The organism is Paenibacillus sp. Negev47 (assembly GCF_058313655.1).
Genome location: NZ_CM177754.1, coordinates 3,164,665 through 3,182,418, shown reverse-complemented (window position 1 = coordinate 3,182,418; position 17,754 = coordinate 3,164,665). Strand labels below are relative to the sequence as shown.

Genomic DNA, 17,754 nt, shown 5'->3' with positions numbered 1-17,754 from the left:
ATTGACCGATATGCAAAGGGAGTGTAGTAGATGATCATTACAGAACATATGGATTCGGTTCAGGAGCAGATGAGCAGCATCGAACGGCTTCTTATTCGGTTATTATGGGGGCAGCTGCACAATGCGGGATGTATGGACGAACATTTTGTGTTTGAAAAAACGGTCCGCCCATTCTATCAGAAATGGCTGATCGAAAGTCGCCTGATGCTTGCCGAATATGCCCAGGAGTTGCCTGGTCCGGTTGAAAGCCTCCAATTAGAAGAGAATGCGGCATGGGCCCGGTTATCCTGGGAGGAATGGGAGCGCAGACTTCCGGGCTGGATCTCGCATCCCGATGTGCGCGCTTATGCGAGATTGGCCGATTCGATGATTCGTGCTCTTCCGGACATTCTCAAAGGACATAGGGCCGCTACCGAGGTGATGTTTCCCGACTCGTCGATGCATATGGTTGAAGGTATTTATAAACATCATGCCATTGCCGATTATTTCAACGGAACTCTTGCGGAACAGGCACTGAGCGTAATCAATGAATTTACGTCCGAGATAACAGGACACAGGAAAATAAGCGTTCTGGAAATCGGCGCCGGTACGGGAGGCACAAGCGAAGTCGTTTTTGAAAAGTTAAAACCTGTCGCACACAAGATACAGGAATACTGTTATTCCGATATATCCCGTGCCTTTCTTATGCATGCTGAACAACAGTATGGCCCCTCGGTACCCTATTTGACATACAAAATTGCCGATTTGAAAATTCCTTTTACCGAGCAAGGCATCGAACCGGGTAGGTATGATCTCATTATTGCGAGCAACGTACTGCATACCACCCCGGATATCCGAGACACACTTCGCATGATCAAGGCATCACTCAAAAAGGATGGACAATTGCTGTTAAACGAGATTACGCGCAAAACCGTAATAAATCACCTGACCTTCGGACTGCTGGAGGGTTGGTGGCAGTACAAGGATGAGAATGTCCGCATCCCGGGGTGTCCGGCGTTGTCAGCCGCAAACTGGAGAAAGATGCTTCAGCGGGAAGGCTATCATTCCGTTCATTACCCGTCAGCACAGGCAGACCGCTATGGACAGCACATCATTGCCGCCAAAAGTGACGGTATCGTCATTCGCGCTAACGGTTCTGCACCTGTTGTTAAAAACGTTTTTCAACCCAGTCGTCCTGCCGATATCGTACACCAGAACGAATCATTCGATGAACAGGAGCAGCCCGCTGCGGATCATGGGATCATCACCGCGGAGATGACTGAACAATTTGTGAAAAAGGCGATCCGTGAAAGCATCGCGGAGGACCTGAAGATGGAGCAGTCCAGAATCCAGAACAATCGCAGCTTCTCGGACTATGGCGTCGATTCCATTATTGCCGTCCATCTGGTCAACGTGCTTAATCAGAAGTGCAAACTGACCTTGCAAACGACCGTGCTGTTCGACTATAACAATGTGGATCGTCTGGCAGAACACATTTTACAGGAATACGGAAAAACGATTGAATCGCTGCTTGTTCAGAGTCAGACTTGGGGGTCAGAACCGGTAGCTGCAATGGCATCAGATAAAACGACAACCATTTTTCCGGGCACATCACTGCCTTCCACATCTGTCAATGATGAATCGACTCCCTTTGCGAACAGCAACGTGGAAGCACCTAATACTCAAATGAATGTCAAAATTTCGGGTTCTTATTTTTATCGGACACATATTGAAAGCCCCTCGGAGATCAACGATCTTCAGCTTCATCAGACCCTTGTGCAGGAGTTGCGACCTGACGAAGTGCGCATTTCGGTCAGAGCGTTTTCCCTGAATTTTGGGGATTTGCTCTGTATTCGGGGTCTGTATCCGACCATGCCGCCGTATCCTTTTACACCAGGCTTTGAGGCAGCAGGTATTGTAGTCGAAACAGGGGCCTCCGTTACAACGGTAAAAACCGGCGATGAGGTAGTGTTCTATGCAGATGCCTCTCTCGGAGCGCATGCCACCGCCATTACGTGTAAAGCAGAGCAAGTGTTTGCCAAACCTGATCGGCTTACTCATGAGGAAGCTTGCTCGCTGCCCGTCGTAGCCATGACCGTCATTGCCGCCTTCCGCAAAGCCAATATTCAACCCGGCGAACGGGTCTTGATCCAAACGGCAACCGGAGGTGTCGGACTTGTAGCCATTCAGCTTGCCCGCCATCTTGGTGCAGAAATTTTCGCCACGGCCAGCATGCAACACAAGCTTGATTATTTGCGGGAAATGGGCGCCAGCTATGTAATCAACTATGCCACTACGGACTTTGAACAGGAAATACAACGGCTCACGAACGGAGAAGGGGTACATGTCATTCTAAATACCCTCCCAGGCGAGGCGCTGCAAAAAGGATTAAACTGTCTTGCGCGGAACGGAAGATACATCGAGATCGCGATGACAGCTCTCAAAAGCGCCCATGCAGTCAACCTCTCGGGACTCAATCACAATCAGAGCTTCTACAGTCTGGATCTGCGCAAGCTGGGCATGGAGCAACCCGAAATGCTCGCGGAATACAGGCAAGAGATGATGCATTGGGTAGAAGAAGGGGTCATCCGTCCCCTGATCGGTCAGACATTCCCGATGGACAGATTGCAGGAAGCCTACCGCTGCATGGATCAACGAAAAAATATCGGAAAAATTGTCATTAACGTGCCGGAATATATGCGCTATCAGTCTGCCGCTGCCGCTCTTCCAGCTGATTCAGCTGATGTCACCACCCGAGTCCGGATTGAAAGTGAAGGAAACAAAAGCGAAGAGCTGACAACGTATGAGCCGGTGGCGATCATTGGGATGAGCGGCCGATTTGCGGGTTCACGCGACGTAGCGGAATTGTGGGAGCATCTCGAAAAGGGAGATGACCTGATCCAACGCGAACAGCGCTGGAATCTTGCCAAGCATTATGGAGCGGATGTTTCCTTTTGCGACCAGGGCAGCTTTTTGGATAACATTCAAGCGTTTGATCCACTCTTTTTTAACATTTCCGGGCAAGAAGCGGCCTACATGGACCCTCAGCAACGGATTTTTCTGGAGGAAGCCTGGAGAACGTTCGAGGATGCCGGTTATGCCGGCGTCTCGATGCAGGGTCGTAAATGCGGCGTATACGTAGGCTGTACGGAAATGGATTATGGACAGCTGGTGGGTGAACAGCCTCCGGCTCAGTCGTTCTGGGGGAAAGCCGGGTCCATCATTCCAGCCAGGATTGCCTATTATCTCGATTTGAAAGGTCCTGCCATTGCGGTAGATACCGCCTGCTCCAGCTCGTTGGTGGCGATTCATCTGGCGTGTCAGTCACTGTGGGCGAGGGAAACAGAAATGGCGCTTGCGGGCGGGGTGTTTATTCAATCGACTCCCCAGTTCTATATGGATGCCAACCGTGCCGGCATGTTATCAACCACCGGGCGATGTCATTCGTTTGATGAACGGGCAGACGGTTTTGTGCCAGGAGAAGGAGCTGGAGCGGTTCTGCTGAAACGACTCAGTGATGCTGTACGTGATGGAGATCACATACATGGCGTAATTCGCGGAACAGGCATCAATCAGGATGGTACGACCAACGGAATCACTGCACCAAGCGCCAAATCGCAGACTGCTCTGGAGAAACAGGTTTATGATCGCTTCGGTATCGATCCGGCCAGCATTCAGCTGGTAGAGGCGCATGGAACCGGAACCCGGCTCGGGGACCCGATCGAGTTCCAGGCACTCACTAACGCATTTTCCTCATATACGGATCAGAAGCAATACTGTGCGCTGGGCTCCATCAAAACCAATATCGGGCATCTGGCAACCGCAGCGGGCATTGCCGGATTGATCAAGGTTTTGCTTTCCTTGCGTCACAAGCACATTCCAGCTTCGCTGCATATGGAAAAAGCTAATCCCAACATTGCGTTTGGCGACAGCCCTTTTTATGTCAATACGGAGACCAAGCCATGGGACACCGAAAAAGGCCAGAGGAGAAGGGCCGCGATCAGTTCATTTGGATTCAGCGGAACCAATGCCCATATGGTCATTGAAGAGGCACCCCCGCGTCCGGCTGCCAGCTCCGACCTGCGGCCCGGATATCTGATTGCACTGTCAGCACGTACTGCGGACCAATTACGTCAGCAAGCTGAGCAGCTTGTATCCTATGCGAAGGAAAACTCCGCAGCGGAAAGTCTGCACATGAGTTATACCTTACTTACAGGCAGACCTCACTTGGCCCATCGGATGATCTGCATTGCCCGCAACGGAGAGCAGCTTGCAGATCAGTTCAGTGAGTGGCTTGCAAAAGGGGAGAGCAGTTCAGTAACCAGCGGATTCGTTAATCGAAACGAACTACGTGGCAACGCCTCGTTGATGCGATACGCCGCCGAATGTATACGGCAATGCCGGGAAACGGAAGATTCCTCTGTTTATCTGGAGCATTTGTCAGCCCTCTGCGAAATGTATGTCCAGGGCTATGATCTTTCTTTCGACGAGCTGTTTCCAATCTCTGCACGGCGTATCCCGCTCCCGACTTACCCCTTTGCAGGGGACGATTACTGGGTACCGGCACGTGAAGAAACTCAGCGGGTTAAACAGCCGTCGAGTGCCGAACATGCTTTTGGAACAGTGCTGCATCCACTGGTTCACAGAAACACATCCAGTATAAAGCAATTGCAATATTCGTCTACTTTCAGCGGTCAGGAATTCTTTTTCAAGGATCACTTGGTGAAGGGGATGAAGGTGCTTCCGGGTGTAGCTCATTTGGAGTGGGTATGCTTTGCAGCAGATACGGCATGGGGTGATTTCTCGGATTCGAGGATGATTCGCTTGAGAAACGTGATCTGGTCTGCCCCGTTAATTCTGAATGAAACATCAGCCTCCTATGCCATCCGTTTTCGTCCTGTCGAGCAGACAGAGGGAGACGAAACGATGCACTTTGAAATTTGTCAGGAGCAGGGAAAGGAAAGCGATCAACATAAACAGGTATACAGTCAGGGCCAAGTCATGCTTGCCAATTTTCCAGTTCAGATGGAGCGGGACATTCAAACCGAACTTGCGGCCTGCACACCCAGCCCGGTCCATGCCGAAGCATTCTACGCTGCCTCCGCTCAAACTGGCATCGTCCTTGGGCCGGGCTTACGCGGGATACAGTCCGTATATGTTGGGCAGGATCGTGTCATAGCACACTTGTCACTCCCGCAATCCCTGACCTCTTCGGGTGAAGAATATACTCTTCATCCCAGCTTAATGGACTCGGCACTTCAGGTCACCATCGGATATCTGCTCGGCATTGTGACGGACCAGGCTGCCTCCGGTAGGCCTGCGCTGCCGTTTGCGCTGGAGCAGTTGGATATTCTGGGTCCCTGCACAGCGGAGATGTGGGCGGTTGCCGCGTACAGTTCAGGAAACAGCCGAGACAGCAAAATTCACAAGCTGGATGTAGATCTGTGCGACATGGACGGAGTGGTACGTATACGCATGACCGGATTTACGCCGCGTGTTCTGGAGAAAGATTTCGATACACAGAAGGAAGAAAAAGTGAGGCCGATTCTAATGGCGCCGGAATGGAAGCCGCTTGAGATCTCTTCCGACCAATCAACCGCTAAGTACAACAGTCATCTGATCTTGATTTCGGATCATTTTACAGGGCAGCTATCTTCATTGCGTGAATCGTTTCCTCACGCTCGCTACGTGCGACTGGCAACGGACACATTTGCATCCGCAGAGCGATTTGAGCAAAATAATGCATTGTTGCACCCGCTTGCAAGATTTTTTACAGAATCGGCTGCACACTTGCTCGAAGAAATTAGACAAATGGTGAACACGGAAACCGGAAGCACACTTATTCAGCTCGTTATTCCTTTCGAGGAAGAGGGACAGGGCGGACTGCTCAATGGTCTTGGCGGAATGCTATTGACGGCTTCTAGAGAGCATCGACAGTTGACATGTCAGCTCATTCAGCTGCACTCCTCCATACAAACAGGAGAACTGATCGATAAAATGGCTTCTGAGAGCCGTCATTCAGAAAACGTAATTGCCCGCTATCCGGCTTCCGGCATCAGGCAGACAAGAGTCTGGCATGAGCTGTCTGCTCACTCCGCTGGCAATTCATTGTCCTGGAAAGACGGTGGGGTATATTTGATAACCGGAGGCATCGGCGGAATCGGATTAGCTTTGACACGTACGCTTGTCAATCAGATCAGGAATGCCACGATTCTGTTAAACGGCCGTTCGACTCCAAACGCCGAGCAGCAGGCCCATCTTCAACAGCTTCAGTTGAACGGAAATCACGTAGTTTACAGGAAAGCGGACATCACCTCCCGTGAAGCAGTTCAGAGACTGGTACAGGAAATTCAGTCTGATTACGGTGAACTGAACGGCATTATTCATGCGGCAGGTGTCGTGAAAGATCGTGGCTTACGGCTCAAAGATTCAAAAGAACTTCGATCCGTCTTAGCTCCCAAAGTGGACGGCACGATATGGATCGATGAATCGACCGCCCACATGGCGCTCGATTTTTTTGTCCTGTTCTCTTCGCTCGCTGCTGTGACCGGCAATCCGGGTCAAGCGGATTACGCCTGTGCGAATGCTTTTATGGATGCCTACGCCACATACCGAGATGTGCTGGTTCGGAACGGACAGCGTAACGGCACAACGCTCGCAATCAACTGGCCGCTCTGGAGGGAAGGACGCATGCAACCAGGGGTAGCAGCGGAACAGAAAATTCGCCGCCAATGGGGAATGCGCCCGATGGACACCTCGATCGGAATCAAACTGCTGCATATGGCCATGAACAGCGGTTCATCCCAAGTTCTGGCTTTTTACGGTGAACCGGACGTATTTCTGTCAGGTGTGATGTCAGATTCCGCAGGTTTGGTGGATCAGCCGTCGATATGGAACGTGTCAACAGCTCCTTCACAATCCATGACGTCTGTTGCCGTCCCAAGCGACATTCCTGAGTCGCAAAAACGAACATGGCCGACAGAAGATGAGCGAAAACGGCTGCTCGTTTCCAGAGTCCAAGACGCTTTAACGGATCATATGTCAGAGTTGCTGCAGGTAAACCGGACCGACATCTTTCCAGATGTCGAATTTGGCGAATATGGATTCGATTCCATTTCGTTTACCGATTTCGCCGGTATTCTTAATGAGCACTATGCGCTTAAACTTACACCTACTGTTTTCTTTGAGCACTCCACCTTAAGGTCTTTAACAGGACATCTTGTCGGAGCCTATCCGAAACAGTGGGATACACTTTTGCCTGAGAAGCACATTGACACCGTGGGACTGCATGCTGATGACTCATCACAGGAGAATGAAACAGAAGGTGTCTCCTCTAATCTGCTCGGACAGGTGGAACAGGCTGATTCGCTTTCGATCCGTAACCCATATCCATTTCCGAAGGAAACGGAAGATTCCACTGAGCAGAAAGAACAAATGGGAGGTTCAATATCATCCTCCGAACGCCATCGAGAAGCCAGCCTGCCTGAATCCGATCATCAAAATCATAAGGCAACGGAACCCATCGCCATTATTGGCATGAGCGGCCGTTTTCCGATGGCGAAGGACATTGATGCATTATGGGATAACCTGCTTCAGGGACGGGATTGCATCTCAGAAATTCCACCAGATCGGTGGGACTGGAGAGCCTATTACGGAGATCCCGATCAGGCTCATAACAAAACCAACATCAAATGGGGCGGATTTATGGAGGGTGTCGCCGAATTTGATCCTGGCTTCTTTGGCATTTCCCCGCGTGAAGCGGAATTGATGGACCCGCAGCAGCGGCTTTTGATGATGTATGCCTGGAAAGCAATTGAAGATGCGGGTTATGCACCACCAAGCTTGTCCGGTTCACGAATGGGCATTTTTGTTGGCACTGCGAGCAGCGGGTATCATCGTCTGTTGGCACAGGCGGATACCGTAATCGAAGGATATACTTCCACAGGCCATGTGGCTTCCGTAGGTCCTAACCGAATGAGCTTTTTCCTGAATGTACACGGTCCAAGTGAACCCGTGGAGACGGCATGCTCCAGTTCGCTGGTGGCACTTCACAGGGCTGTTCAGGCGATACGAAATGGAGACTGTGATACTGCTATCGTGGGTGGAGTTAATACCATTCTGGACCCGGACTATCATATCAGTTTCAATAAAGCGGGTATGCTGAGTCCAGATGGACGTTGTAAAACGTTCTCCGATGAGGTTAACGGATATGTACGCGGAGAAGGCGTTGGCATGATATTTTTGAAAGGGTTACGGGCCGCTGAGCAAGCAGGTGACCACATATATGGCCTGATTCGTGCTACGGATGAAAATCATGGTGGACGGGCTGCATCGCTCACCGCACCGAATCCGCGAGCACAGGCCGACTTGATTAAATCCGTATATTCAAAGGCTGGTGTGCACCCTTCTACCATCGGATACATTGAGGCTCACGGAACAGGCACGCCTCTTGGTGATCCCATTGAAATTAATGGCTTGAAGATCGCGTTTCAGGAGACTCTTGCAACTGCGGAACCCAATCTGACAACCTCATCCTCCTGCGGACTGGGCTCCATCAAAACCAACATTGGACATCTGGAGCTTGCTGCAGGCATTGCCGGGGTCATTAAGGTACTGCTGCAAATGAAGTACAAAACGCTCGTGAAGACAGTTCATTATGAGAGACCTAACCCTTACATTCAATTGGAAGGAAGTCCTTTTTACATCGTCGATGAAAATAAAGCATGGGAAGCGCTCGATGACTCTGCTGGCAGAACGCTACCAAGACGTGCAGGAGTGAGTTCCTTCGGATTCGGAGGCGTAAACGCACACGTGCTGCTTGAAGAGTATATTCCGGTTGAATCGGTAGCCAATTCTGATAGGACCCTTCATCCAGCTCACGGGGACTCAATGAACAAAGCTACTTCGGTATGCATCGTACTGTCAGCCAAAACCGAAGAAAGACTTCAGGAACAGGCTCGGCAATTGCTGGCGGTGTTGCAATCGGGACGATATGAAGATCGTCATCTGCCTCAGCTCGCGTACACACTTCAGACAGGGCGTGCGGCGATGGAAGAGCGACTGGCTTTGGTGGCAACTTCCATTGCTGAAATAGAAGACCGGCTGGACGCTTATATTCATGATCCACAGAAGGCTGACAACATCTATCGAGGCAAAATAAAGTCCCACAGAGCCTCCATCGCTGCACTGGCAGAGGATGCAGATATGCAGGAAACGGTAAAAAGCTGGGTCCGCAAACGCAAGTATGGACAGCTGCTGGATCTTTGGGCGAAGGGGCTTGAGGTTCCGTGGTCTGAAGGTTACACGGGAAGGACGCCCCAGCGAATCAGTCTGCCCACGTATCCGTTTGCCACAAAACGTTATTGGGTGCCTGAACAGAAAGAGCAAAAATCGGGACAACCTGTACCGACATCTTATCTTCACCCGCTTCTCCAGCGAAATACATCGGATCTGCAAGGGATTCGTTTCAGTTCAGAGTGGAGCGGACAGGAATTTTTTCTGAACGATCATGTCATTCACAATCGTAAAATCATGCCAGGGGCCGCCTGCCTCGAAATGGCCAGGGCAGCGCTGGAACAGGTTATTCCGACAGATACATCCCGGCAGGACAGGGTTATTGTTTTTCGCGACATCTACTGGACTGTGCCGCTGGGGATGGAACTGCATTCAGTCACACCGAGCAGGCTCCAGGCGCAATTGGGATTGACTCCGCTGGACACAGGTGAGATCCGTTATGAAATAACCAGCGGGGAAAACAACCAGAGAACCGTACAATCCGAACCATCCAAACGAAATGTACATCAGATAGGAACGATTTCGACGTCCACTCGTCAAGCAGCTTCCTATCCAACGATCGATCTGGAATCCTTACTGTTGCAATGCGGAAAACAAACGATGACGGCTGCTGAATGTTACCGTTTCTTTGAGCAGTCCGGCCTGTTTTATGGACCGGGTCATCAGGGGATTCAGCGTCTTCATATTGGAGAGGGGCAAGTCATCGCACAATTGAAACTGCCGCCATCTCTTGCATCCACTGCTGAGGAGTACGGTCTGCATCCGGCTCTGGTGGATTCAGCTATACAGGCATGCATCGGATTGCCGCAATTCAAGGAAGGGGGAGTTACACCTTTTTCCTTGGATCAGGCTGTAATCTATCGAGACTGCCCGGATTCCGTCTGGGCATGGGTGCGTCTTTTGCCGGAACAGGATTCTTCCGGAACGGCTAGCAAAGTGCAGATCGATCTATGTGACGACCAGGGAAAAATAGTCCTGCAATTCATAGGGCTGACGATTTTGCACAGACCGTACCCTGGGGAACCATCCGGCGTTATTCAGGAAGAGTCCAACACATTTGCGAAGCCAATACCGTATGAAACCATAGCTTACGCCACCTCGGAGAAGCAGACACTGACACAGATTCCACTCTCGGGAGCGATGACTTATGCGCCAAGTTGGAGAGAAGTATCGACCAATCCCGATGTAACCCAACCTATGCCCATATCTTTCGGTGGTTCGGGGATTATCGTAGGTGGGACGTCGAGGCAGCAGGACGTTATTCAGCAATGGCATCCCGGCCTGCGACCTGTTGCAGTTGAAGGCAATGTACCAGAAACAAAACTAGAACTCGAGTTAAAACGCCATGGCGTAATCAGCCGTCTGATCTGGATTGTGCCGCCCTCAAGCATCGTTCAGGGGCCGGAGCATGCTGTGGAAGTGATAAATGAGCAGAACCAGGGATTGTTTCAGACATTTCTCCTCATTAAAGTCTTGATGAACCTGGGCTACGATGCACGCAGACTCGATCTGACCATTATAACGGAGAGGGCCTGCAACGTATTGGCTGGAGAAACGATCTATCCTGCGCACGCCGGAATTAGCGGACTGGCAGGTACCCTCGCCAAAGAAATGCCGGATTGGAGAGTCTGCCATCTGGATGTGGATGATGTCCATGACATCGGAGCGCATCCCGAACGCCATTTTCCAGGGATATGGGATGGGAATACGCGCGCCTGGCGGAATGGAAAAGGGTATGAAAGTATACTTGTGAACGTCTGCTCTATGGGTGACTCGCATGAAGCATTCAGAAAAAATGGCGTCTATGTCGTTATTGGCGGTGCGGGCGGCATTGGGGAAGCATGGAGTGAATATCTGATTCGGCGCTATCAGGCGCGGCTTATCTGGATTGGCCGAAGAGCGGTCGATGCACGGATCGGAGAGCTATGCAGACGCCTTGGCGAATTGGGAACCGAACCGCTGTATATTTCTGCGGATGCAGCCGACAAGCATAGCTTGCAGGAGGCATACCGCCAGATCAGATCATTGGCGCCAGCCATTCACGGGGTCGTGCATGCTGCCGTAGGTCTGATGGATCAAAGTCTGTCTCAGATGACTCCAGATTATTTCCGCAATGTATTGTCATCCAAGCTGGATGCCAGTATGAACATGATGAACATTTTTGGACAGGAGCCTCTGGATTTCATGCTGTTTTTCTCTTCCATGAGCTCGTTCACCACACCAGCTGGACAAGCCGGATATGCCGCCGGATGTGCCTTTATCGATGGCATGAGTGCTGCAGCACAATCCTGGAAATTCCCTGTAAAAGTGATGAATTGGGGTTACTGGGCTGAGACCGGCATCGCCAGTCAGGTGCCTGCCGCTTTTAAGCAAAGACTGAATCAGTCGGGAATTGGCTCCATACATCCTGAGGATGCCATGCGGGCGTTGGAACTGCTGATGGCAGGAGGCAAGCATCAGCTGGCGTTCATTCAGACGGACAAGCCAGGGGCAGTGGAAGGCACAGCGTCTGATCGTATGTTTATGGTAGCGCCTGAAGCGAAGCAAGTAGGACGCCATCAGCTCAGGAATCGAATTTCTGGGCAACAGCTCAACGTGAAGCCGCTTCAACAAAAGTGGGCCGCCTTTAACGATGAATTCGAGTCCATGCTGGCCGGACTGCTGTCGATTCAGTTGCAGCAGATGGCCTCAGCTGATTCGGCAAACCGTCCTATTGCCATCTATGATCGCTGGATGAAGGAAAGCAGAAAGCGCTTAGAGCAGTATACGTTGTCGGATGAGTCTCTTGCTTCTGACTCGATGTGGTCGGCATGGGACCAACGTATGAAGCACTGGCTGCTGGACCCGGATTTTGCGCCACAGGTTAAGTTAGTCGACCAGATGATACGCAGCCTGCCGGAGATTGTCAGAGGAGAACTGGCTGCCACTAATATCATGTTCCCCGACGGAGCGATGGATATGGTGCAGAATATTTACAAGCATAATTCAGCAGCAGACTATTTCAACGGAATACTGGCCGATACCGCCGCAGCGTACCTTGCCGAGCGGCTTGAATCCAATCCACAGGCCAGCTTGCGTATTCTTGAAATCGGTGCCGGGACAGGAGGAACGACGGAAAAGGTGCTTGAGCGGATAAAACCCTTTGCCGCCTCTATTGCGGAGTATGCATACACCGACATCTCAAGAGCATTCCTGCTGCATGGAGAAAAGATCTATGGGGAGAATCATCCTTATCTGAACTGCACCATGCTGGATATTGAAAAACCTCCTGCCGAACAATCCTATGATCTGGGGAGTTATGATCTGGTCATCGCAGCCAATGTTCTTCATGCTACCCGGAACATCAGACGCACCCTGGGTCACGTACACTATCTGTTAAAACAAAACGGCCTGCTTCTGCTGAATGAATTGACCCACAGCTCGCTGTTTAGCCACCTGACATTTGGTTTGCTGGAAGGCTGGTGGCTGTATGAAGATGATGATATCCGTATCGGGGGCTCCCCTGTTCTTGGCAAACAGCAATGGCAGAAGACGCTACAAGAGACCGGGTTTGGACAGGCAATGATGCCAGCCGAACCAGGTGAGAGTCTTGGGCAGCAAATTATCACCGCCTTCAGTGACGGGTATATATCCATGGCCATACCTCCTGTGGAGGCCAGGTCGAATCATAAGCCGATTTCTTCTGAAAACATATCGGTCATGAACAAGGACAAAATGCAGATAGAACAACAGTCGGAGTCAGAACTGGATTCCGATCAGATGTGGCAGGCCAGCCTGACATTTTTCAAACGTCTGGTCGGAGAGGTTATTCGGATGTCACCTGAACATATCGATGAGTCCGAACCGTTGGAGGCTTACGGCATCGACTCCATTCTCATTGTTCAACTCACGAATCAGTTGCGCAAACATTTTGGCGGCGTGAACACCACGCTGTTTTTTGAGCACAAAACACTTGCATCATTAATTCATTATTTTATGAAACAGCACAGACAGGAGCTGTTGGTGGCGGCTCTACCGAATCTGCCTGAAAAAGAGCCGGAACAAACGCACGAATCCCTTATTCAGCCAACCGTTTCGGCAGTGGAAAGGACGATGCAGGAGCATGTTTTAGATTCGGCAAAGACTGTACCCATCACGGCATCTCTCAACTTGGCTGCCAATGAACCGATTGCCATTATTGGCATCAGCGGCAAATATCCGCAGGCAGATAATCTGGAGCAATTTTGGGACAACCTGATTGCAGGCATGGACTGCATCACGGAAATTCCGGAAGAACGCTGGTCACTTGAAGGATTCTATGAACCGGATCGCAAGGAAGCCGCGCGCAAAGGCAAAAGCTACAGCAAATGGGGCGGCTTCATTGAAGGTTACGCCGATTTTGATCCGCTGTTCTTCCAGCTCTCCCCCCGAGAGGTCATGAACATGGACCCGCAGGAAAGGCTCTTTTTGCAAATCGTATGGGAAGCGCTTGAAGACTCGGGCTATACAAGGGAACAGATGGATCGACAGTACAATGGCAAAGTGGGGGTATTTGCGGGCATTACCAAAAGTGGCTTCAACCTCTACGGTCCGCCACTATGGAATGAAGGCAGTGAATGGTTCCCGCAGACCTCGTTCAGTTCGGTCGCAAACCGGGTTTCCTATTTGCTGAACCTCCATGGTCCCAGCATGCCGGTGGATACGATGTGCTCCTCTTCACTCACGGCTATCCATGAAGCATGTGAAAGCATTCGCCGCGGTGAATGTGAGGCAGCGATTGCAGGCGGGGTGAACCTGTATCTGCATCCTTCAAGCTATGTTGCCTTGTGTGCCCAGCAGATGCTGGCAGCTGACGGTAAATGCAAAAGCTTCGCTCAGGAGGCGGACGGTTTTGTACCCGGTGAAGGCGTGGGGGTGGTTATCCTGAAACAGCTGTCCAAAGCGGTTGAAGCTGGCGATCAGATCCATGCGGTCATTCGCGGAACCCACATTAACCATGGCGGCAAAACGAATGGCTATATGGTTCCCAATCCTGCAGCCCAGGGAGACCTGATTCGGGAGACGATCAACAAGGCAGGCATTGATGCCCGCTGGATCAGCTATATTGAAGCTCATGGAACCGGGACAAGCCTGGGAGATCCGATTGAAATGGCTGGACTTGCCCGTGCGTTCCGCCAGGATACGCAGGATAAAGGATACTGCTCCATCGGCTCACTGAAAAGCAACGTTGGACATATGGAATCGGCTGCCGGAATTGGCGGACTCACCAAGATTATCCTTCAGTTGAAACATGGTCAGATTGCACCCAGTCTGCATGCCGAAGAGCTGAACAGAGAAATTAACTTCAAGAACACGCCGTTTATCGTACAGCAGAAGGCGAGCGATTGGTTAAGACCGATGGTTGAGGTGGACGGACAGATACGGGAAATACCGCGCATTGCTGGTATATCCTCATTTGGCGCTGGGGGCGCAAACGCACATGTAATCGTTGAAGAATATATTCCTGCTCCTGCTCAACCTTCTTTTCCTGTGATAGAAAGCTCTTCTGGCAGGAAAGAACGTAACTCGGAGCAACCGGTAATGATCGTTTTGTCTGCCCGAAATGAAGAAAGGCTGGTTGCTGTGGCGGAGAAACTTCTACTATACATTAGCCGCCGAACATTGGATGATCAGGTGTTGGATAAGCTGGCCTATACACTTCAAATCGGCAGAGAGGCAATGGAAGAACGTTTGGCTTTTACAGCAAGCACCATACATGAACTGATCGCTAGACTGGTTACCATTCAAACCGAAAAGTTAAAGCAAGCCATTCCGTGGATGTACAGAGGACGGGTTAATCGAACTTCGTATACTCCTTTAGACACCGAGCAAGAAGCGAGCAAACCTCCTTCTGAAGATGTCAGACAGGCCATGATGCAAGTTAACGTGGATCGATTGCTGGAATTATGGGTGAATGGCGCGAAGCTGGACTGGAAGCAAATGTATGGTCCAATAACGCCAGGCAAAATGAGTCTGCCCACCTATCCGTTTGAGCGGGAAAAATATTGGCTGCCTGACGCCAAAGGAATGCTTCATGTTGCTAGTACCACCGAGGCAGATTCCCGCAATACCATTGTGCATCATCCGATGCTTCACCATAATACATCCCTGTTATCGGAGCAGCGCTTCACCTCACGGTTCAGCGGTGATGAATTTTTCCTGTCAGATCATCAGGTCGGAACCTACCGGGTGCTTCCGGGAGTGGCCTATTTGGAAATGGCTCGCGAGGCTGTGAAACGCTCTGTAGAACATGTTGATTCCGTGTCCGAGGTGATTGTCCTGGAAAATATCATCTGGGGCAGACCCGTGTTAATCGCCGCTCAGGCCACCGACGTTCATGTGCGTTTGTATACGGAAGAGCAGGGAGACATCCACTACGAAGTATACACCCAAGATGCGTCAGTCGAGTTGCTGCACAGTCAGGGTTTGGCTTTGCTGAAAACCGAGACTCAAGACTTAAAGCTGAATCTGGCAGACATACGAAACAAGTGCATCAAACCGTGGACAGCGGATGAATGCTATCAGGCTTTTGAACAGATGGGACTGCACTATGGCACAGCCATGCGAGGGATCGAAACAGTCTATACGGGAGAAAACGCGGTGCTGGCCAAGCTCGCTCTGCCTGCCCGGGTGAGGGACTCCGCTCGTGACTTCGTCCTGCATCCGTCCATGGCAGATGCGGCTTTGCAGTCAGCCATTGGATTGCTGCTTGCACATTCAATGCCTGATGATCACAGACTGCAAACAAATCCAAGTCCGCTGCTTCCTTTTGCACTGGAGCGGGCCGTTTTCCACCGTCCTTGTACAGCCCACATGTGGGCTTATATTCGTTACAGTAACGGACATAAACCATCTTATTCGCTGCAAAAACTGGACATCGACTTGTGTGATGAAGATGGAAATGTATGTGTGCAATTCGAGGGCTTCACCAGCAAACCATTGAAGGGAGAGATTCACATGGGGAAAACATCATCTCCAACCGAATCACAAACACTGATGTTTGCAAAAGAGTGGAAGGAACAGGAAGCTGTAGTTGTGCCTGAGGTGGTATACAGTCGTCATATCGTCATGTTATCTGGCCCCTGGACAGAGCAGGAACACGTCATGGCTGCCAAACTTCCGAATGTGCAGTATGTATCCCTTGGTCCAGACCCAGCGGATCGGGTTGGTCATTCCGGCTTGATGGATAAGCAATACTTGTTTGCTGTTAAGAAGGCCTATCGTTATGTGCAACAGTTGCTCAAAGCTAGACCGGAAGGTGCTGTACTCATTCAACTGCTGGTTGCCAAGCGGGCAGAACACAAATTATTCGGTGGATTATCTGCCTTGCTGAAAACGGCTGAATTGGAAAATCCGAAAATCATCATTCAAATCATTGAAGCAGATGATCTTCAGGGTACCGAACGAGTTGTGCAGATAATAACAGAAAGCAGTCAAAGCGCTGGCGACACACATATCCGCTATCAGAACGATAAAAGATATATATCATTGTGGAAAGAGGTCGGTTCTTCGCATTCATCCTTTGTCGAGCTGCCTTGGAAAGATCGAGGCGTGTATCTGATTACAGGCGGTCTGGGAGCAATCGGATCTATCATAGCGGAGCATATCACCGAGCAGGCGGAACATCCCGTGCTCATCCTTACGGGGCGCTCGGAACCGGATGAATCAGATCGCCAGCGAATGGCGTTGCTGGAACAGATGGGGGCAGAGGTCATCTATCGGCGTTCGGATGTCTCGAAGAGGGAAGCTGTAGATGAACTGATGCTGGAAATCAGCCGAAATCACGGCGGATTGCGTGGAATTATTCATAATGCAGGCTTAATTCGCGACAGTTATATGATCCGAAAGGAGCTTGATGACATCGAGGAAGTACTGGCTCCAAAAGTCGCTGGAACGGTTCATTTGGATGAAGCAAGCCAGTATTTCAAGCTGGACTTTTTTGTATTGTTTTCCTCGCTTGCCGGGGTGCATGGCAATGTGGGTCAGGCCGATTATGCGGCAGCGAATGCGTTTATGGACGAATATTCCGAATACCGCAATGAACGTGTTCAGCAGGGAGAACGTCACGGGTTTACACTCGCCATTAATTGGCCCTTGTGGGAAGAGGGCGGTATGCATATGAATGATCATGTGAGACAGAACATAGAGCGAATATCAGGAACGGTTCCACTGGAGCGTGTAAATGCGATGCGATCTCTCCAGCAGACACTGCAAGAGAGAAGGTCACCTGTAGTCGTCATGCAGGGGGAGGCTGACCAAATGCGAAGTTTCATGGGTGTTTCCGGGACAGCACCGATTATGAATACCGATGAAGCATACAACCGTTCCGATGACGAGAATTACCTCCACCTTGTAGAGAAAATACGCAGCGGCGAATGTACCCTTGATCAGTTAATGCATCTCAAGTAGTTGTACTTGTATTGCTTGCTTCTAGCCGGTTTTTAAGAATTTCGCGAAATGCGG

At 50.7% G+C, this 17,754-nt stretch carries 1 protein-coding gene; it reads left to right on the top strand.

Annotation, left to right across the window (positions count from 1 at the left end; genetic code table 11):
- The first annotated feature begins 30 nt into the window (after positions 1 to 30).
- Positions 31 to 17,700: an SDR family NAD(P)-dependent oxidoreductase gene (locus AC4G47_RS14375; RefSeq protein WP_491106476.1), complete on the top strand. Its 17,670-nt coding sequence runs from the start codon at positions 31 to 33 to the stop codon at positions 17,698 to 17,700.
- Positions 17,701 to 17,754: the final 54 nt, after the last annotated feature.

Excerpts from the sequence above, each read along its gene's own strand:
- AC4G47_RS14375 (WP_491106476.1), top strand. The coding sequence starts at position 31 with ATGATCATTACAGAACATATGGATTCGGTTCAGGAGCAGATGAGCAGC.